The organism is Streptomyces tricolor (assembly GCF_002155905.1).
GTDB classification, from domain to species: Bacteria; Actinomycetota; Actinomycetes; order Streptomycetales; family Streptomycetaceae; genus Streptomyces; species Streptomyces tricolor.
This window is the reverse complement of sequence record NZ_MUMF01000547.1, coordinates 1-18,643: the sequence shown is the minus strand read 5'-3', so window position 1 is coordinate 18,643 and position 18,643 is coordinate 1. Positions and strand designations below refer to the sequence as shown.

At 72.2% G+C, this 18,643-nt stretch carries 17 protein-coding genes and 2 pseudogenes; 6 read left to right on the top strand and 13 right to left on the bottom strand.

All coding sequences use genetic code 11. The features are described 5' to 3' along the window. The first annotated feature begins 89 nt into the window (after nt 1-89). Complete coding sequence (locus CCN44_RS44650) at nt 90-242, top strand: hypothetical protein (protein WP_158103184.1); 153 nt, start codon at nt 90-92, stop codon at nt 240-242. Nucleotides 243-420: 178 nt separating this feature from the next. Here the strand turns inward: CCN44_RS44650 and CCN44_RS33230 are convergent, their stop codons facing one another. From CCN44_RS33230 to CCN44_RS46740, 4 genes and pseudogenes are all read right to left on the bottom strand, one after another. Continuing rightward, complete coding sequence (locus CCN44_RS33230; RefSeq protein WP_143650114.1) at nt 421-720, bottom strand: hypothetical protein; 300 nt, start codon at nt 718-720, stop codon at nt 421-423. A gap of 555 nt (nt 721-1,275) precedes the next feature. After that, nucleotides 1,276-1,557, bottom strand: a pseudogene (locus CCN44_RS33225) (phosphotransferase); the annotation flags it as partial. 173 nt (nt 1,558-1,730) lie between these two features. Then, on the bottom strand, nt 1,731-2,120 hold the full coding sequence (locus CCN44_RS33220; protein ID WP_059256294.1) for a peptidase inhibitor family I36 protein: 390 nt from the start codon (nt 2,118-2,120) through the stop codon (nt 1,731-1,733). Between the two features lie 589 nt (nt 2,121-2,709). After that, nucleotides 2,710-2,871, bottom strand: coding sequence for a DUF6223 family protein (locus tag CCN44_RS46740; RefSeq protein ID WP_237481700.1), 162 nt, complete (start codon nt 2,869-2,871; stop codon nt 2,710-2,712). A 104-nt stretch (nt 2,872-2,975) separates the two neighbouring features. Between CCN44_RS46740 and CCN44_RS33210 the strand changes: the two are divergent. Beyond that, nucleotides 2,976-3,278: pseudogene (locus CCN44_RS33210) on the top strand (response regulator transcription factor); the annotation flags it as partial. A 207-nt stretch (nt 3,279-3,485) separates the two neighbouring features. Here the strand turns inward: CCN44_RS33210 and CCN44_RS33205 are convergent. The 3 genes from CCN44_RS33205 to CCN44_RS33195 form a co-directional block, all read right to left on the bottom strand. Further along, nucleotides 3,486-3,911, bottom strand: coding sequence for a CBS domain-containing protein (locus CCN44_RS33205; protein ID WP_059256292.1), 426 nt, complete (start codon nt 3,909-3,911; stop codon nt 3,486-3,488). A 172-nt stretch (nt 3,912-4,083) separates the two neighbouring features. Further along, nucleotides 4,084-4,560 (bottom strand): hypothetical protein, encoded by a 477-nt coding sequence (locus CCN44_RS33200; protein ID WP_086701976.1) that lies wholly within the window; start codon nt 4,558-4,560, stop codon nt 4,084-4,086. Between the two features lie 151 nt (nt 4,561-4,711). After that, nucleotides 4,712-5,602 carry a helix-turn-helix transcriptional regulator gene (locus CCN44_RS33195; RefSeq protein WP_086701973.1) on the bottom strand — a complete coding sequence of 297 codons (891 nt, stop codon included), beginning with the start codon at nt 5,600-5,602 and terminating at the stop codon, nt 4,712-4,714. Nucleotides 5,603-5,807: 205 nt separating this feature from the next. Here CCN44_RS33195 and CCN44_RS33190 point away from each other — a divergent pair, with 205 nt between their 5' ends. Beyond that, nucleotides 5,808-6,659: an oxidoreductase gene (locus CCN44_RS33190; RefSeq protein WP_086701970.1), complete on the top strand. Its 852-nt coding sequence runs from the start codon at nt 5,808-5,810 to the stop codon at nt 6,657-6,659. A 182-nt stretch (nt 6,660-6,841) separates the two neighbouring features. Here CCN44_RS33190 and CCN44_RS33185 read toward each other — a convergent pair whose 3' ends face one another. Continuing rightward, nucleotides 6,842-7,483 (bottom strand): TetR/AcrR family transcriptional regulator, encoded by a 642-nt coding sequence (locus CCN44_RS33185; RefSeq protein ID WP_086701967.1) that lies wholly within the window; start codon nt 7,481-7,483, stop codon nt 6,842-6,844. Between the two features lie 127 nt (nt 7,484-7,610). Between CCN44_RS33185 and CCN44_RS33180 the strand changes: the two genes are divergently transcribed. Beyond that, nucleotides 7,611-8,732 (top strand): serine hydrolase domain-containing protein, encoded by a 1,122-nt coding sequence (locus tag CCN44_RS33180; protein WP_086701964.1) that lies wholly within the window; start codon nt 7,611-7,613, stop codon nt 8,730-8,732. A 236-nt stretch (nt 8,733-8,968) separates the two neighbouring features. Here CCN44_RS33180 and CCN44_RS33175 read toward each other — a convergent pair whose 3' ends face one another. From CCN44_RS33175 to CCN44_RS33155, 5 genes are all read right to left on the bottom strand, one after another. Further along, on the bottom strand, nt 8,969-10,693 hold the full coding sequence (locus CCN44_RS33175) for an acyl-CoA dehydrogenase family protein (RefSeq protein ID WP_086701961.1): 1,725 nt from the start codon (nt 10,691-10,693) through the stop codon (nt 8,969-8,971). Between the two features lie 95 nt (nt 10,694-10,788). Beyond that, entirely contained in the window at nt 10,789-11,364 is a 576-nt protein-coding gene (locus tag CCN44_RS33170; RefSeq protein ID WP_086701982.1) for a PadR family transcriptional regulator, read from the bottom strand. A 93-nt stretch (nt 11,365-11,457) separates the two neighbouring features. Continuing rightward, on the bottom strand, nt 11,458-14,592 hold the full coding sequence (locus CCN44_RS33165) for an amidohydrolase family protein (protein WP_086701958.1): 3,135 nt from the start codon (nt 14,590-14,592) through the stop codon (nt 11,458-11,460). A 382-nt stretch (nt 14,593-14,974) separates the two neighbouring features. Beyond that, entirely contained in the window at nt 14,975-16,063 is a 1,089-nt protein-coding gene (locus CCN44_RS44160; protein ID WP_143650112.1) for a helix-turn-helix domain-containing protein, read from the bottom strand. 8 nt (nt 16,064-16,071) lie between these two features. Beyond that, nucleotides 16,072-16,878 (bottom strand): helix-turn-helix domain-containing protein, encoded by an 807-nt coding sequence (locus CCN44_RS33155; protein ID WP_086701953.1) that lies wholly within the window; start codon nt 16,876-16,878, stop codon nt 16,072-16,074. A 414-nt stretch (nt 16,879-17,292) separates the two neighbouring features. Here CCN44_RS33155 and CCN44_RS33150 point away from each other — a divergent pair, with 414 nt between their 5' ends. Continuing rightward, nucleotides 17,293-17,787: a hypothetical protein gene (locus tag CCN44_RS33150; RefSeq protein WP_059256279.1), complete on the top strand. Its 495-nt coding sequence runs from the start codon at nt 17,293-17,295 to the stop codon at nt 17,785-17,787. Between the two features lie 62 nt (nt 17,788-17,849). Next, entirely contained in the window at nt 17,850-18,440 is a 591-nt protein-coding gene (locus CCN44_RS33145; protein WP_086701950.1) for a L,D-transpeptidase family protein, read from the top strand. Nucleotides 18,441-18,643: the final 203 nt, after the last annotated feature.

Here is an 18,643-nt window from a genome sequence, read left to right as displayed (position 1 = left end):
CCCCCGCACCATCAAGCCCGCTCCCGCCAACCCCGCCCCACGATAGGCTGCTACGCCCGCACGCAGAGTTTCCGTCAACGGCAGGGTGGATGACTGGTCGGCAATGGGACACTGACGAGCGAACGCCCAGTACTGGTTGCTCGTGTCTGCTGTTCGCCGTCGCGGCGATCGTGTTCCTGATCGCCATGGCCGGTATCGCGGCGGCCGGCATCGCCCTGTCCAGCCTCGTCTCCTGGGACTGAACTCCCGACACACCGGAATGCCCACTTGGGCATACCCAGCACACATGACAGTGTCTTCGACGGCGCTCGAGTTCAGAGCACGGCGGCGCCGGAGATGACGGCGTCGCGGTACTCGGTCATTGCACGACGCCGGGCGTACGTCGGGCACGGGGCAGCCGCGCGATAGCGCGCCGGCCCCTCACTCGGCGACGTCGACGTGGAAGTTCTCCGCGGGCTGGTCGACCTTGTCCTCCTTGGGCAGGCCCAGGTCACCGCACTGATTGGCCGGGGCGCTCAGAGAGAAGGCGAGCACCCCTGCGACCAGGCTTCCTGCCGTATGCCGCACGGAGTTCACGGTGTAGGTGGATCCGTGATTGGCGCACCGGTTGTCGTGCGTGCCGTTACCGAAACCGATGACCGAGGTGGCACCCGCGGCGGTGGCGGTGCAGACCACCAGGGCGGCCGCGGCCGCGACGACTGGGATTGCCCTCTTGCTCAAGGACACGGTGAACGACCTCCTGTAGCAGGGAAAGTGCCGGTGTGCCGACATGACGTGTTACCTGGCCGACAACGACCGCCCCGCCTGCCGCGTTACGGCCGCCGTCCGCCGGACGGGCAAGTCCCTCGCCCGTTTCCCGGGTCAGCTCTCTGCCTCCGCGGGAATCGGGCCGGTCGGTTCAGGCCGCGGGAAACTTGTGTAGGTGCCCAGTTGGGATGTCGCCGGTCAGCCGCCGGGCGATGTCCTGGTCGGCGTGGCGGGTGCGGATGAGGCGCGCTCGTCGGCGAGCTCGTCCCGCTCGGCCGTACCTCCGCCAACTGCTCGGCCGGCTGTTCTTCGACCTCTCCCATTCCGCACAGCGCGCGGTGAGCCGTACCGGTAGTTCGGGATCCAGCATGCGTCGGACTGTAGAAGACCGTCCGACCGCCACCTGAAGGAACCAGCGAACCGGCGCGGCCGTTGCTCACGCGCTCACTGCACTGAGCGCACCGCATCCCGTGCCGGGCAACGTGCCGGTGCACTTCGCGGTGCACACCCACTCCGACCATGCCGATCTCATCGGTAGCCGGTCAGCCCGTCGGCCAGTTCCTCTTCGTCACCGTCGCGCTGGGCGCAGAGGGCCTGCTGGAGGGCAAAGGTGCCGCGGATCGTGGAGATCCGGCCGGGGACGTCACCGCCCAGGGCTCCACCGCTGAGAGCGAGTACGCGGCCGAGCAGTTCCTCGCCGTAGCTGGCGCCGATCGCGGCGAGGTCCTCGGCCTGGTCGCCGAGCATGACCTCGTCCCAGTCGACCACTCCACTGAGCCGCGGCAGTCCGTCCTCGGTCTCCCACAGCACGGCGCGCGGCACCGCATGCGGCTCCGGGGTGGGCGGACGGCGGACCGTCCGCCCACCCCGGATACACGGCTGCGCCCGGGCCGCACGTCCCGCGCCACGGGGCGCGGGACAGCGGGCGGTGCGCAGGGGGATGTGATGAGGGGGCGAGGCTCCGTGTCGGTGGTTCGGGAGAGCTACTGCTTCTTGAAGGAGCGGATCTGGTAGCTGCCCTGGAGGTTTCCTCCGCTGCCGGCGGGAGTCGATCCGACGCGTGCGTTGAAGTTGGTCTGCGTGTAGTACTGCACGCGGTGGCCGGTTCCGTTCCACACGGACAGCACGTTCCTGCCGTTGCGGATGAAGGAGCACAGGTCGGCGGTGTTCGCGACCCTCTCCGACCTCCACTGGCAGCGGGTGCCGCCGCCGTTCCAGCCGCTGTAGATGCAGAAGTATCCCGGGTCGCAGCGGAAGGCCGCGGCGGCGCTGCTGCCCGCCGGGGCCGGGGCGGCGGCGGACGCGACGGGGGCCGTGCCGAGGGCCGCGGTGACCGCGAGGGAGGCGATGGCGAGTGACGTCACACGGTGCATGGGGGGTTGTTTCCTTCCCGTGGATCTGGTGCAGATGTCCCGGATGGTGGCTGCCAGTGTCACGGTCGGTGAACGGCGGCCACCAGAGCGTGTGCGAGGGCGCGTGAGGCGTCGCGGGCGGCTGTCGGCCGAGCGGGGCGAGCGGGGTCCTCCGGCGGAGCCAGGGGAGCGCGCCGACGCACGGTGCGCCGGCGGCGGTGCGGGAGGGGGCTGTTCCGGCCGGGTCAACGGGTGCAGGTGACGGATGCCGTGAGATGGTCCTGGGCTTCGAGCGCGGTGACGCGTTCGGTGAGTTCGGAGGACGGCGTCGTAGGCGCTGGAGCCGAAAGTCAGGTGCAGGGGCAGGTTCGGGCGGCGGGTGGTGTCTTGCAGGGCGGTGGCGAGCGTGGCCGGGACGGGAGGGCTGAAGGGACCGTCAGCCCGCTTACCCGCGCGGTCCTCCCGACCGTCGGGCTGGCCGGCTGCCTGCTCCTGACCTTCGCCCGCCCCTGCCCTCGGTGGTCTCGGGGACTGCGGTGCCGTCCATCGGTCTCACCACCTGGCGCATCCGGCGCGCGGTAGCCGCACGCACGTCGTCACCGGGTGGCGGTCAGACGGTCGCCCGATCGGCGGGGCGGTCGGCGGGACGGTCCGCGAGGCGGGCGGCGGGACGGTCGACGGGGCGGCCGCGGGTCAGAGCCCGGCGGCCGAGGAGTACGGCGTCCAGTCCCAGTGGGACGGCCACGACGGCGCCGACGAGTCCGTTGCCGATGCCGGGACCGCCGCTGGCGGTGGCCAGGCAGCACCGCGAGAACCGTGCCGACCGCTCCCACCGCGATGGGCGCCATCCCGCCGGTGCGCGCGTTGCCGGTGCTGATCCGGAGCGACGCCCTGCTCGCGCCCGCCCGCACCCGCAAGCTCATCGATCGCTATGTCGCCCAGCCGCCGCCCGCCCGCATCGGCAGCGCGCTGGAGGAGTTGACCAGCCGCGAACGCGAGGCGGTCGCCCTGGCCGCACACGGTCCGTCAAACGACGAGATCGCCGACCGCCTGATCATCGGCCCGGCGACCGCCAGAACCCACATCAACCGGGCCATGGCCAAGCTCCACGCCCGGGATCGCGCCCAGCTCGTGGTCCCCGCCTACGAATCCAGCCTGGTGACTCCGCGCAGCTCCTGACTCCCGCACGCCGTGGATCGTGCCCGTACGCCCGCTGCTCCGAGACCGCCGGCTCGTGCAGCGTTCCATGGCTGATCTGGTGGTCGGGAAGGCCGGCTCCTCGGTCGTCCACGCGCCGTGGATCTCCTCCTCGGCGCCGCCTGAGGAACGATGTGCAGCACGCACCGCACCCCGCGGACGCGGAGCCCCGGGGTCCATGCGTAGCGGTCAGGCGTACACCCGCTCAACGAATTGCGCGAGCTGATCGTCGGTCAAGTGATGGGCCAGGTCGGCTTCGCTGATCATGCCGACGAGGCGCTTGTTGCCGTCGATCACGGGCAGGCGCCGGATCTGGTTGGATTCCATTTCCTGCAGCACGTCGTCCACGCTGGCGTCGGTGCTGATCCAGCGCGGGGTGCCCTTGCACAGTTCCCCCGCGGTGACCCGCGCGGGATCGTGCCCGGAAGCGATACAGCCGACGACGATGTCCCGGTCCGTGATGATCCCGCACATGCGTTCGTTGGGGTCCTGGGGGTCGGCGACGGGTAGTGCGCCGATGTCGAGTTCCCGCATGAGCTGGGCGGCGCGGTCCAGGGTTTCGTTGGCGGGGATCCACTGTGCTCCGGGATGCATGATGTCGGCGGCCGTGGTCATGGGCGGTCCTCTCTGCCGGCTCAGTCGGCTCCCATCGTCCGCGGACGGTGCCTGCCTGAGCGAGCAGTGTGTGTCATACGGGTGAATGTGCCGGGCCACGCGTCCGAACCCCGCAGGTGGACACCAGTGCCGCCCCACCTTGTGGTGTCCGCCATGGATTCCTGCCTCGACGTCAGTCCCATGCGTTGAACAGCACTCCGCCCAATGTGGTGATGCCGTAGGAGCGGATCTGGCGCCATTCGGCCCGGGTGAGGACCGACGTGTCGATGTCCGAGAGCGGCAGGGTGAGCTGCGCGCGGTCGAGCACCACGAATCCCAGGTCGGCGAAGGTGTGGGCCCATGGGGGTGGTGCGAGGAACTCCTCGGTGTACCAGTCACGGCGTTCCTGGGCGAACGCGATCCAGGGGTGGTGGGCGTGGCACAGGATGATGCACTCGCCTGTGCCCTCGATGACCGTCGCCGTGTGGAACGTACGAGGATACGTCTGTTCCTCTGTCTCCCCCACACGGCCTTCGGCCGCACGAGCGGCTGCGTGCAGCGCCGCGCGGAACGTCCGCCGGTCGGTTTCCGGCAGCGGCCCGTCCTTCGGCTGGAAGAAGCCCGTGGCGCCTCGCGGCAGTGTGAACGCTGTGTCCTTGTCTACGGCCATGTGGCTCATTCTGCCGAGGAGCAACCCGGCCGACGCCCCTCGCGCCCTTCCCGTATCAGCAAGTGCAGGGCCGCGGGGCGCGCGCGGTCTGCCGGTGCCGCGTAACGCCCGACCCGGCTCATGGGACGCGGCCACTGCGGCCGGCCGCTCCTCACGGACCGGCGGGTGTCCGATGGCCTGCGGGCCGCCCGTGCGAGGTCTCGGGCTGCCGTATCCACGCGGCCAGTAGCCGAAGCGCCTCTTCGGAGCTGGAGCCTGCCTCGGCGGTGTAGACGCTCAGCCGCTGGTCCGGGTCGGCGGGCAGGGTGAGGGACTCGTAATGGAGGGTGAGCGGGCCGACGATCGGGTGGTGGAAGTGCTTGCTGCCGTGCGTGTGCCGATACACGTTCTGGTCGGCCCACCAACGTCGGAAGTCCTCGTCCGCGATCGAGAGTTCGCCGACGAGTTCGGCCAGCAGCGGATCGTGGGGATGGCGTCCGGCGTCCCGCCGGAGCGAGGCGACGATGTCCTGGGCGTGGGTGTCCCAGTGGGTATACAGCGAGCGGGCGGTGTCGTCGCGGAACATGAACCGGACCAGGTTCCGCTCGCGGTGCGGCAGCGCGTCGAAGTCGGTGAGCAGCGCGCGTGCCATCGGGTTGGACGCAAGGACGTCCAGCCGGCGCCCCAGCACGAGCGCGGGGGTGTGCTCGATGATCCGGAGCAGGTCGCGCAGCCCCGGGCGGACCGGCTGCGGACGCGTCGCCGTGCGGCGGGGCCTGCCTGCGGCGGGCTTGGCGAGCTGGAACAGGTGGGCGCGTTCGACGGGATCGAGGCGCAGCGCGCGGGAGATGGCGTCCAGCACGGTCTCGGAGACGTTCAGCCGGCGTCCGCGTTCCAGGCGTACGTAGTAGTCGACGCTCACGCCCGCCAGTTGCGCGATCTCTTCGCGGCGCAGTCCTGGCACTCGCCGAGGGCCGCCGTCGTCGGGCAGGCCCGCCTGGCGCGGGGTGATCCGTGCCCGCCGGGAGCGGAGGAACTCGCCGAGAGCTGTGTTGCGGTCCATGCCGTTCACGATAGGGCCCGAGATCCTGCCGACGGCCCGTGAAGGGGGGACTGGCAGGCCCCCGGTCCGGTCGTCCCCGGGGCGCAGCGGGCCCCCCAGAAGTCGATCAGCAGCCGATTCCGGTGCTGAAGTGGAACGCGTCGGGAACGGCCGGGGCCCCACCGCCCCGGCCGGCTTCTGTTCGCATCGCACGAAGGGAACTCCTGTGTCGGACACCAAGACTTTTCTGATCACCGGCGTCAGTACCGGCCTGGGGCGCGCACTGGCGCGCGCGGCGTCGGCCGCGGGTCACCGGGTGGTGGGCACGGTGCGCACGCCCGCCGACGCACGGTCCTTCGAGGCGCTCGCCGGTGACGTGCACGCTCGCGTCCTGGACGTGACGGACCATGTCGCGGTGGACAGGGTCGTGGGCGAGACCGAGCGCGACCTGGGCCCGGTCGACGTGCTCGTCGCCAACGCCGGGTACGGCCATGACGGCCTCTTCGAGGAGTCGTCGATGGATGACCTTCGCCGTCAGTTCGAGGTGAACGTCTACGGAACCGTGGCGGTGATCAAGGCCGTGCTGCCGCACATGCGGGAGCGCCGTGCGGGCCACATCATCGCCGTCACCTCGATGGGCGGGCTGATCACCATGCCGGGTCTCAGCTTCTACCACGGCAGCAAGTTCGCGGTGGAGGGCATCCTCGAAACACTCGGCAAGGAGGTCGCCGACTTCGGCATCCATGTCACCGCCGTCGAGCCGGGCAGTTTCCGGACCGACTGGGCCGGCCGCTCGATGGTCCGCGCACCCCGAGTGATCGCCGACTACGACGAGTTGTTCGAGCCGCTGCGCGCCCGGCGTATCCACGGCAGCGGGCGCCAGCCGGGCGACCCGGACAAGGCCGCGGCCGCGGTGCTGCGCATCGTGGCGGCCGACCGGCCGCCGACGCGCCTACTGCTCGGCACCGACGCGCTTCGGCTCGTCCGGGCCGGACGCGACGCCTTCGAGCGCGAGATGCTGGCCTGGGCCGAGCTGTCGGCCTCCACCGACTTCGACGATGTCAGCCGCTCCGCCTGACGTCACTCGCTGTCGGTCCCCCGCCGCGGGGCCTGCACGCCAGCCGCCCTCACCGAGCCGGCCCACTGTTGGTCCGCTCCAGCCGGACGCACGCCGCCCAGCACCTCCTGGTACCGGTCGACTCCGGGGCGGTCCCCGGAGTTGTGCGACTGGAAAGTGCTGTCCGAGGGCACCGGACACCTTCAGGCTTCCTGGCAGCGCCGTGCGCGTCGGCAGGTTCCGGTGAACACGCGGCCGATCTGGTCGTCCAGGGCGGCGAGGATCGCCGGTTCCGGTGTGCCGTCCGGGTCGATGTGCGTGTGCAGGGCGAGCCCGTCCGTGCACGCGACGATGCGCAGGGCCTGGTCGGCGGCGTCGACGGTGCCGGTGACCTCGCCGCAGACCTTGCCGTTGTGGATGGCTTGGGCGACGCGTGAGCGGATGTCCGCGAGGGTTTCCTTCTGGACGGTGGCGAGCCGGGTGTTGTGCGCGGCTTGGTCCGCGAAGGCGAGACGGACCAGGTGTTCGGCGCGGCGGGTGTCGTCGAGCGGTAGAAGCTCGGCCAACGCCTGCCGCAGCATCACGGCGATGGTGCGGCCCTCGGCTTCGCCCCGGTTCACCAGCTCGTCCACTCGTGCGGTGAAGCGCCTGTTGACGCAGGTGAACGTGGCCAGCAGCATCTCGTCCTTCGCTGTGAAGTAGTGCTGCACCAGGCCCACGGACACACCCGCTTCGGCAGCGGTTCGGGCGACGGTCACGGCGGTGAGGCCGTCCCGCACGATCAGGCGCTGGACGGCGTCGGTGATCTGCCCGTGGCGGGCGTCGTGATCGGCAACTCTCGGCACGCAAGGACGGTACCGCGTGCTATAACCGTACGTCCATACGGTTATCAGAAGGGGGATCTCGATGATGCGACGCCCAACCCGCCTGTTATCCCTGGCACTTGCTCTGGCTTTCCTGCTGTCACCCGGGATGGCCACCGCAGGCCAGGCCGGTGACGGTCGGGCCTCCGACAGCCGCCGCGACCCGGCCCTGCAGGCTCTCGTCGATCTGGTGGTGGCCGCCCCGAACCCCAACCCGGGCGCCTTCCTCCTCGCCCGCGACGGCTCGCGGGACCGTTTCGGCGCGGCGGGCGTCGCTGATCGGTCCACCGGCACGCCGATGAGACCGGACCTGAAATTCCGCGCCGGAAGCATCACCAAGACCTTCACCGCGACGGTCGTCCTGCAACTCGTCGCCGAGCGCCGGCTCCGACTCGACGACACCGTGCACACCCTGCTGCCCGACCAGGTCCGCGCCGACAACGCACTGTCCGGCGCGCCCATCACGGTCCGCCAGCTGCTCAATCACACCAGCGGGCTGTACGACTACATCGACGGGCTGTTTCCCCGCTTCCGCGCGCTCGACCAGTACTGGCCCCGCGACCAGCTGATCGGCATCGGCCTTGCCCAGCCGCGCTACTTCCCTGTTCCCGGCACCCGTTTCCGGTACTCCAACACCAATTACCTGCTGCTCGATCTGATCGTCGAACGCATCACCGACCGTGACCTGCGCACCAACCTCGAACGCCGCGTCTTCGCTCCCCTGAAGCTGCGTGACACCGCCTATCCCCTGGCCGGGACCGCCATCGACGGAGCCCATGCACACGGCTACGCGGACGTCTCCCCCTTGCTGCCCGACGCGCCGGACGCCACCCGGTTCGACGTCACCGCGATCAGCCCGTCCGAGGCCGGGGCATCAGGCGCTCTCGTGACCACGGCAGCCGATGTCGCCCGGTTCTACCGGTACCTGCTGCAAGGGCGTCTGCTGCCGCCGGAGCTGTTGCGCCAGATGCTTTCCGACACCGTCCCGACGACGGGCAGTGCCCCGCCCGCCGTCGGCTACGGCTTGGGCGTGTACGTCTACGCCACTGACTGCGGCCTCGCGTACGGCCACGGCGGCAGCGCACCCGGGTATCTCACCTTCGCCCTCAACAGCCGCGACGGACGCCACCAGCTCGTCGCCCACACGAACTGGAACCCGCTCGTGGACGCGGGCGTGGACGAGGATTTCTGGGATGCCTTCCCACAGGGTTACTGCAGCCGTCCTCGATGACCGGCCGCACGACGGACCGGGGCCGCCACGCCCGTCGTCACCAGACGGCCGACGGGAAGCGATGAGCCGTCCGTCGGAGTTGTCGTCCGACCGGGTGGAGCCCTTGCGGTCCCCGGGCAGGGTGGCCGGGACGGGCGATCGACGCCGCCGACGAGAACGCGGCGAGCCGAGGCCGGCGGGACCCACCGGGGGCCGGGCCGTGCGCGGCCCGGCCCCCGGTGCTGTGTACGGCGTGCCTACGGGGCCATCTCGTACGCGCCGGACAGCGCCTCGACCCGCTGCCAGACCCGCTCCGTACGCGCCTCGTCCACGACCGGCCGGCGGACCGCTGCCAGCGCCCACTCCTGCTGCTGTTCGGTCGCCGAGTCCTTGCCGTGCAGTTCGACGGCGTGCGCGGAGAAGTCCCGCACGAGGACGGCGAAGAGTTCGTCCAGCACGTCCTCGTCGAGTCCCGTCAGGGCCGCCTGCTCCAGGATGAGCTGTGCGTGCACGACGAGCGCGAAGAGCTGACCGACCGCGAGGAGGAGGTCGAGGTCGCGGCTCTGCTCGGCATCGGGGGCGGCCGTGGTGACGAAGGTGCAGAGCGCGTCGGCCTGTTCGCGCAGGCGCGTCACGTTGGGCAGGTGCGCGTACCGGTCGAAGGCGGGTCGCCAGTCGTGGAAGCGGACGGAGCCGAGGCCGCGAGCCGGCCCCTGCCGGAACAGGAAGTCGTCGTCGGCCGCGTCACGGCGGGTCGGCACGTCGGGGGCCTCGACCGGGTCGAGGAGGTGGTTGCGCATGAACTTCAGGATCAGCGCGAGGTTGACGTGGACCGTGCCCTCGAGCTTCGGCAGACCGCGGATCTCGACGGCCGCCTGGCCGAAGTAGTTGTCCTTCTCGAAGCCCTTGGCGGCGATGACGTCCCACATCAGGTCGATGACCTTCTCGCCCTCCGTGGTCACCTTCATCTTCGTCATCGGGTTGAAGAGCAGGTAGCGGCGGTCGTCGGGGCCGGCGGAGCGGAAGTAGTCGACGGCGCGGTCGCTGAAGAACTTCATGCCGACGAGCCTGACGTACGCGTCGGTCAGCTCGCGCCGCACGTGCGGGAAGCTGGTGACGGGGCGGCCGTAGAGGATGCGGTTGTGGGCGTGGGTGACGGCCTCGTACATCGCGTGCTCACAGATGCCGATCGAGGCGGTGCACAGGTTGAACTTGCCGACGTTGACGGTGTTGAGCGCGGCGTCGAAGGCGGCGCGGCCGGTGTGCAGGACGTCCTCGGCCGCTACCGGATAGTCCTCCAGGCGGAATTCGCTGACGAACTTGGAGGAGTCGACGACGTTCTTGACCAGGTGGTAGGACGGGTGACGGCTGTCCGCGGCGAAGAACACGTAGCCGTCGGGGCCCTCGACGTCGGTACGACGGCCGAAGACGGAAACGAGCGCTGCGGTGTTGCCGTTGCCGATGTAGTACTTGGAGCCGGTGGCGCGGAAGCCGCCGTTGCCGTCGGGCTCGAGCAGCATGTCGGTGGAGTAGATGTCGGCGCCGTGGGCCTTCTCGGACAGGCCGAACGCGAACACCTCGCCCTGGCCGAGCAGTTCGGCGGCGCGGGCGCGGGCGGCGGCGTTCTCGCTCTGCCAGACCGGCCCGAGGCCGAGGATCGTGACCTGCCAGGCGTACCAGTAGTCGAGGCCGTAGAAGCCCAGGATCTCGTTGAGCGCGGCGATCCGGGCGGTGTCCCACCGCTTGTCCGGTTCGTCCTGGCCCGCGGCGGACGACGGTGTCAGGAAGGTGGCGAAGAGGTTCTCCTTCGCCGCGAAGGAGAGGAAGTCACCGAGCCACGCGCGGGTCCGGTAGTCCTCGATCAGCCGCCGCTTCCCGCGCTCCTCGAACCAGTCGACGGTGGCACGCAGCAAGCGGCGCGTCTCGGGGTCGAAGTGTGCGGGGTCGTAGGTGCGCGGGTTGAACAGCAGCTGGTCAGCCATGGTGAGACGCCTTTCGGCTGGTGGAGGGTCGGTGAATCGGGAAGTCTGACGGCCGGACGCGCGGAACGGGGCGTGGGCGGAGGGCGCCGTGACGATCAGCGGTCCGGGCCGAACCGGGCCAGCGTGGCGAGCACGTCGTCCAGCCAGTCGATCATCATGCGCTCGTACGCGATGCCGCCGCGCAGTACGACGTGCTGGAGTTCCCGCTGCGCGTCGAGCGGCGTCCGGGGGCCGGCCGCGCTCGCCTCCGGTCCCGTGAAGTCCCGTTCCTCTCCTGCGAGGTAGCGTGCCAGCCGGTCCTGGTGCGCCTGCCGGTGCCGCTCCACCTCGCGGATCAGGGCGGCCGGGTCCTCGTCGAAGGCGGCGCCCCGGATCTTCACGGCGAGATCGTGGCGGACGCTCTCCGGCTCGGTCGGATCGTGCAGCCAGGAGGCCAGCGCGGCCCGGCCGAGGTCGGCGACGCTGTACTCCTTCTTGTCCGGCCGGCCCTGCTGCGGCACGTCCCGGACGTCGACCCAGCCGTCGTTCTGCATGCGCTTGAGCACGCGGTAGATCTGCTGGTGGGTGGCGGTCCAGAAGTAGCCGATGGACCGTTCGAAGCGCCGGGCCAGCTCGTAGCCGGAACCTGGCTTCTCCAGGAGCGACACGAGGATCGCGTGTTCGAGCGCCATGACGCCGATCATCTTATGCAACTCGTTGCATAGCAAGCTCGCCGGGACCGATGCGACGAGGCTCACCTCCGTGCCCGGGCGTCCCCCCGGTTCTCACTCATGGCAGCAGGAGCCCTGCCGGAAGTGGCGCGCGATGTCCAGCCAGGAGGAGTCGGCGGGGCCGGGGAGACCGGAGGTGGCGCCGGCCCGGACGAGGTCGGCCCGGGAGTGGACGATGCCGTCGCGCAGGACCAGGGGGGTGTGCAGGAGGCGGCTGAAGTCGGTGAAGGGATCGCCGTCCACGAGGGTGAGATCGGCGATCCTGCCCGGCTGGACGGTGCCGAGGTGGTCTTCGACACCGAAGAGCCGTGCGGGGGTGGCGGTGACGCAGTGCAGTGCCTGGGCGGGGGTGAAGCCGTGGCGGTGCAGGGCGCGCAGGCCGAGGTGGAGGGAGAGTCCGGCGGGGACCAGGGGCGCGTCGGTGCCCAGGGCGAGGCGGGCGCCGTGGACGGCGAGGCGGCGGTAGGCGGCGATCTCGGTGGCCAGGGCGTGCCGCTGCTCATCGGTGGGCGGTGTGCGGGCGCCGTCGCGGACGGCGGCGGCGTCCCAGGGCGGCATCAGGGACCGGACGCGGGGGTCCTCGGCGAGTGCGGGGTCCGTGCCGAGCAGGAACTGCGCCGTGAACGGCGTCATGATCAGCGCGAAGGCGCCGTCGGCGTACTGCTGGACGAGATCCTGATGGATGTGGCCGGCGGGGGTGGTGGCATGGCCGTAGGGCAGACGCTGGGTCGCTTGCAGATGGGTGGTCAGGTCCTGCCCGGCGGCACGGCCCGGCGCGCACAGGTGGCTGCCGCTGGGGACTCCGAGTCGGTGGGCGGCATCGGCTGCCTGTGCCATGACCTGCCCGGAGGCGCGCACATAGGTCTTGACGAAGTCGACGTCCAGGGCGGTGGCCCGCTCCAGCGTGCGTCGAACGCCGGCGGGGGGGCGGTGGGCGCGGCCCATGGCGTAGGCGGTGCGGGCGCCGTCGATCAGTTCGGCGCAGGCCAGCAGGCGTGGGCCGATGCTGTGACCGGAGGCGAGGGACTCGCGCAACCGGATCGCCTCGTACAGGGGCGCGCCCAGGCAGGCTGTGGTGGTGATGCCGTAGGCGAGCGCGGTGAGGCTGTGCCGGGCGCCGTAGGTGGCGCTGTAGGGGTGCGTGTGGCTGTCGAAGAGACCGGGCAGGACGGTGTATCGGGAGGCGTCGAGGGTCCGGCGGCCGGGACGGCTGCGCCGATGCGGCTCGACGGCGGTGATCCGGCGGCCGTCGACGAGGATGTCGACGTCCTGCCGCGGGGCGCCGCCGGTGGCGTCCCACAACTGCCCGGCGTGGACGCGCAGTCGCTGCCGGACGGCGGGCGGGCGGTGGACTATGGGCACGGGCGGCGTGCGGCGCCCGGCGGCGGCCGGGCCGGTGGGGTGGTCGAGGACCCGGAGCCGGCCCGAGGACAGGTAGAGCAGGGTGTTCGCCCGGAGAGCCCAGGTGGGGTGGTCGGCCGGTTCGTCGGTGAGCCGGCGGGCGGGACCGGACGGGGTGCCGTCGGCGGTGACCGGCAGCAGCCACAGCGCCGACTCGGCGACCAGTGCCATCCAGCGGCCGTCGGGCGACCACACCGGTCCGGCGGCGGCCCGGTCGGACAGGGACTGGTGGGCGGCGGGCAGGTGGCGCTTCTCGGTGCCCGTGCGGGTGTCGAGGACGCGGATGAGGTGATAGCCCTCGCGGAAACGGTGGTTGAGCCGGTTGCGGTCGCAGAAGGCCACGTACCGGCCGTCGGGCGACCAGGCCGGGGCGCCCGGCGGCCCGTCGGTGGCCAGCGGCCGGGCCAGCACCCGCTCCTCACCGGTGCCGAGGTCGCGCAGCAGCAGGGTCCCGGTCAGGTCCTGGCAGGCGAGGCGGGAGCCGTCCGGGGACAGCGCCGGGTACAGCCGGCCGGGGCCGGTGACCGGTTCGTCCTGCCCGCTGTCCAGGTGCAGTCGGCGTACGGCCGTCAGTCCGTCCCGGTCCGTGCAGTACAGCAGGCTCCGCCCGTCGGGTGCCCACGCGGGCATCTGTACGTGATGGACGGCGGCGGCCTGGACCAGCTTGCGGGGCACGCCGTCGAGGGGCATCAGCCACAGGGCGTTCAGCGCGACGAAGGCCACGCTGTCTCCGTCGGGCGACAGGGCGGGCAGGTGGATGCCGCGCACCGGCCCGGCGTCGTCCAGGGAGGGCTGTTTGGGGCGCCAGCGGGGGCGGGTCACGGGCATGTGCGCGGTGAAGGGAAGGTCCCGCGCCGAGCCGGGCGGGTCGAGGGCGCGGATCCGGATCCGGCCGTCGGCCACGTACAGGATCCGGTCGTCCCCGAGCCAGCACGGCGGGGCCGCCGCCAGATCCTCGTCGTCGGTCAGGGGGTGGCCGTCGACCAGGAGCGCGGTCCGCGCGGGCGGAAGGGGCGGGGAGGACGTGGTTCCGGACAGGTGCAGCCAGGCGATCCGGCCGGAGGGCGACACCGAGGGGCACAGCAGCCGCCCCTCCCGCACGCGGTGGACCACCTGCTCAGGGCCGCCGCCGACGGGCACGCGGACCAGCGTCAGACCGCCGTCCGTGCCGCCGTCGGCGGTGTGGGCCGCTCGGACGCACACCACCGACCGCCCGTCCGGCCACCACGCCGGATCGAGGTCCTCGAACGCCCCGCCGGTGAGGCGCACCGGCCGGCCGCCGTCCGCGCCGACGGTCCACAGCCCGAACGGCGCCCCCGCCACGGCGTCTCCCCCGCGCTCGGACGAGAACACGAGCCGGGTGCCGTCCGGCGACCAGGCCACGCCCCGGTCGTCCCACGGCCTGTCGGTGACCCGGCGCAGCCCGCTGCCGTCGGTCCGCAAGGTCCACAGATGGAAGCCGCCGCCCTGGTAGCCGACCACCGCCAGCCGTGCTCCGTCCGGTGACACGGCCGGCCGGGTGGCCTCCAGCTGCCAGTCCGTGAGCCGCTGCGCCGTCCCGCCCTCCGGAGGCACACGCCACAGGACGCCCTGCACCTCCGCGATCAGCACCGTCCCGTCCGGTGAGGACGTCACCGAACCACCGGTCAGTGCCCGGTACTCCACCACCTCTTGTTCCCCGCCGGCGGAGACCGCGGTGTCCGGGAACGTCACCGGGAGCGCGGCTGCCGTCAGTCCGGCGGCGGACGCCCGCAGCAGACCTCGGCGGCTGAAACGGCCGTAGTCCATCGTCGTCGGCACCTCGTCACGTCGTCGGACAGCCCGCACCTGTCGCCAGTCATGTTCCGGGACATGCCCGGCGAAGCCCGGCACGACGCTCCGGGGCCGTCACAGGGTCATCCGGCGGGAACAGCGCCGCCGGCGCGCGGGTACGGTGCTGCGCTTCGCCATAACCCGTTGATCGGACGGGGATGCGCCCGACAGCGCGCACGAGACGATTCCGGAATCGCGCAACACCGCAACGCGCCCCCGGAGTGCGCCCCCTGTGGCTGCTGTACGGGCCCGGGACGAGGACACCGGTGGGATCACCTTTGCGACGACGGCCGGGCTGGTGGTGATGGTGGTGGTCGGGGGGTGCGGGTACTGCGCAGGGGCAGCGGCGGCGCGCCGGTCAGGGCCCGGTCCACCGGCCGGCGGGCGCGGGGCCGTTGCCGTTGTCTTCGATGGATGCGCTGTGTCCGCCACGGCCGCCGACGCACACCTGCGCGCCCTGCTCGGGGTGGTAGCAGGCGGTGACGCGGTGGGGGGTGTCCGTGGGGAGCATCGGTGTGGAGTGATAGCTGCCGGTCGTGGCCGGGTCGGTGTCGTGTGTGCCGAACCGCTCGCCGTCCAGGCTGACGACGAGCCGGTCCCCCTGCCGGGAGAACCACATACGGCCCCAGGCCGCCCCGCACGCCGGGGAGTAGCGGACCTCGAACATCACGCCGCCGGCGGTGCGCCTCCTGACGACGCTGTGCGCTGCGCCGGTGCACCAGGTCGCCTTGGGGTCCTCGCCCCGGCAGGCCCGGCCGGTGCACAGGGGTTTCGCGGTCGCCAACTCCGGTGCGGGGAACCGTGGTTCGGCGGGCCGGCCCACGGTGCCGGCCAGCCACCAGCTGAGCGGGAGGGTGAGGGCGGCCACCAGGGCGGCGGTCAGCACCACCGTCCGCACCCGGTAGCGGCTCCGGGTGGTCTCCGTCCGTGCCTCGGGGCGCTGCCGGGTGGCTCCGCCGCGCGGTGCGGGCAGGTGACCGGCCGGGCCGGCCTGCTCCGGGTGGGTGCGGCGGGGAGCGGGCGCCTGTCGCGATGATTCGGCCGACGGAGCGGGCGCCTGTCGGGGTGGCTCGGCCGGGAGTGCGAGAGCCCGTCGTGGTGGCTCGCCCGGGGGTGCGGCAGCCCGTCGCGGTGCCTCGCCCGGGGGTTCGGTGCGCGTCGGTGTCGCGTTGGTGCGGGGGCGGGCGGTCCAGGTGAGGTCGGCCAGCTCCCACAGGGCGAGGACCGGCCCGGCGGGCTGCCCGAGGAAGCGGCACAGGGCCTCCACCGCCTGGCGCGGCGGCAGCGCGCTGCCGTTCAGGCAGCGTTCCCACGACGACTTGCTGTACGCCGTCTGCCGCGCCAGGACCGCCAGGCTCACCCCCGCCTGGTCCTTCAGCTCGCGCAGTCTGGTGACGAACCGTACGCTCTCCGGGCTGAGCGCAGCCGGCAGCGGTTTCCACGACATCGTCCCGTTCACCCCTCCCTGCGCAGCACGGGCCAGGTGTCCTGCCCGACGATCCCGTCGTTCACCTCTCCGGCGTGCTCCTGCGCCCGGCGGACGGCGTCGCGGGTGGCGATGTCGTACAGGCCGTCCACACGCCCGGTGTCGTAGCCGTGGCGGCTGAGCAGGCACTCCGCCTCGGCCACCTCCTCCCGGTAGTAGCCCAGCCCGATGGTCTTCCTCCACGTCCGGCTGTAGCCCGCGTAGAGCGCGCCCTCTTCGGAGTGCACCTGGCAGCGCACGAGGGGGAGTCGGGGCGCCGACGTCGTCCCGTGCCCCGCCGCGCGGCCCAGGAGCGCGCCGGACAGCGCGGCAGCGGCGAACGCCGCCGTCACCACCAGCGCGAACATCCCGCGCCCGACACCGCGGCGCTGCGTACGGCGCCCGCCGGTCGCCGGTCCTCCCCCGGCCTCGTCATCGCCCCCGGCCTCGTCCTCGTCACCGGCTTCCTCCTCGTCCGCGTGGGGTGTCCGGCCGTCGCAGGCCGTGTTGTTCCCGTCGTCCGGGGCGGACGCGGGCCAGACGCTCTGGGCGACCTCCCGCAGGGCAAGGAGCCGGACCGGGTCGGTGCCGGTCAGCTCGCACAGGGCCCTGACCGCCCGCTGTGACGGCAGCGCCCGCCCGCCCAGGTACCGCTCCCACGACGACCTGCTGCACCCGGTCTTGGCCTCCAGCGCGGCCAGCGTCAGCCCGCTGCGGTCCTTGAGCCTGCGCAGGTGCGAGACCAGCTGCCGGACGCTGGGCTCCGTCCCCTCGGGCAGCGGTTTCCAACGTGGCATTCCCACCCCCCGGTCACAGCCAGCCGTCGCTCACTCCGCGACCCCCACTCTTACCGAAAGCGATCCGGCGGACACAAATCGTGATGTCCGCAGGTGGTCGTACGGCCGTCCCGTCCCGCGCCTGCCGCAGCCGTCCCGCGCGTCCCGCCGCGACCTCCCTGGACCGGACGTCTCCGCAGGTCAGCGCGCGGGACGTCCCGCGTCCACCGCACTGCCCGGGCCGGCGCTGGCCGGGGCGGCGGCGGTGCCGACACGATCGGGGCCACCGGCAGGGCGAGACATCCCTCGCACCGGCTCCCCGACCGACGCACCCGAGGCCCCTGTTGCGGGCAGCGGCCGATGCCTTCCTGGCACCGGCCGACGCCTTCACGGGGCCCCGGACGGTGCGTTCACCGCACACGAAAGGACACCCCTGTGACCGTCAAGCGCCTCGCACTCCGTGGGTACGCCGCCGTGGTGGCTGTCGCCGCGGCGACGGCCGTCGTACTGCCCGCCGCCACCGCGCAGGCCAGCGGTACCAAGCTGACGCACAGCCAGGCGGCGGCCAAGCTGCGGGCGGCCGGCGTCAGCTGGACCTCCAGCGGCCACTGCTCCGACCGCAACCGCAAGAACTGCACCTCCTTCTCGCAGATCAACTCCGGCACCGTCGACGGCGTCATCGCCTTCAAGCGGGCCAGCGGCTGCCGGATCACCATCACCGGCGGCACGGAGACCGGGCACGCCCGCGGCACGTACAGCCACTGGAACGGCTACAAGGTCGACATCACGCCCACGACCTGCGTCACCCGCTACATCAAGCGTCACTACGACTACATCGGCAGGCGGGGCGACGGGGCGCCGATGTACCGGACCTCGGCCGGCAACGTCTACGCCGACGAGGGCAACCACTGGGACATCACCTACAAGTGACCGGATCGCCGCACCACCCCGCCCCCGTACCTCACCTCGCCCCTCGAAGGAGTGAAGCACCCATGTCCGTGCCCCTGAGTGCGCGCATCCGGTCCACCGCGGCAGGCTTCGCGGCCGCGGCGGCGTTCGCGTCCGCCCTCGCCGCCGCCCCGGACGGCCATGCCGCCCCCGCCCACGCGGGCCGGCCGGCCGTCACCACGCTGAAGTTCGTCCGCAACTCCGGCGACCCGCTGAACTCGCGGCTGACCGTGCTGCGCGACAACCACCCCGTGGTGTCCTACCGCGCCGGGTCCGGCCTCGGCGCCCGCCACCCCCAGGGGCGGGACGAGTGCGCCACGGCCCGGGGCTGGCTGCCCGCCGGCACCTACACCGTCGGCGCCCGCCACACCCGCTACGACGGTGCCGTCATCAAGGGCTACGCCATCCCGCTGAGCGACAAGACCTGCGCCGACGGCCGGACCAGGCGCACGGCCCTGTTCATCCACAGCGAGATGACCCGTTCCGGCGGGCAGGGGCGCACGGAGAGCCGGCGCTGGGACGGGCCGTCCGACTACGCGTCCCAGGGCTGCATCAAGCTCGCCCCCGGCGACATCAAGCGGCTGTTCGCCGTCCTCGCCGACGGCCCGGCCCCCCGGCGGCTCACCGTCGTGTGACCGGCCCGCGCCGGCAAGGGGCGCCGACGGCACAGACCCGTCTGCCGCCGGCGCTCCGGGCGACGCCGTCGGCCGGAGCGGGGTGCCGGTACCGGTACGGGTACGGGTACGGCGGGGTGGCGCGCACCGGTGGCGCACCGTACGCGGTGTGATCCGGGACCGCTCCGATGCGCCCCGGCGCGCCGCCGGGGCGCATCGGAGCG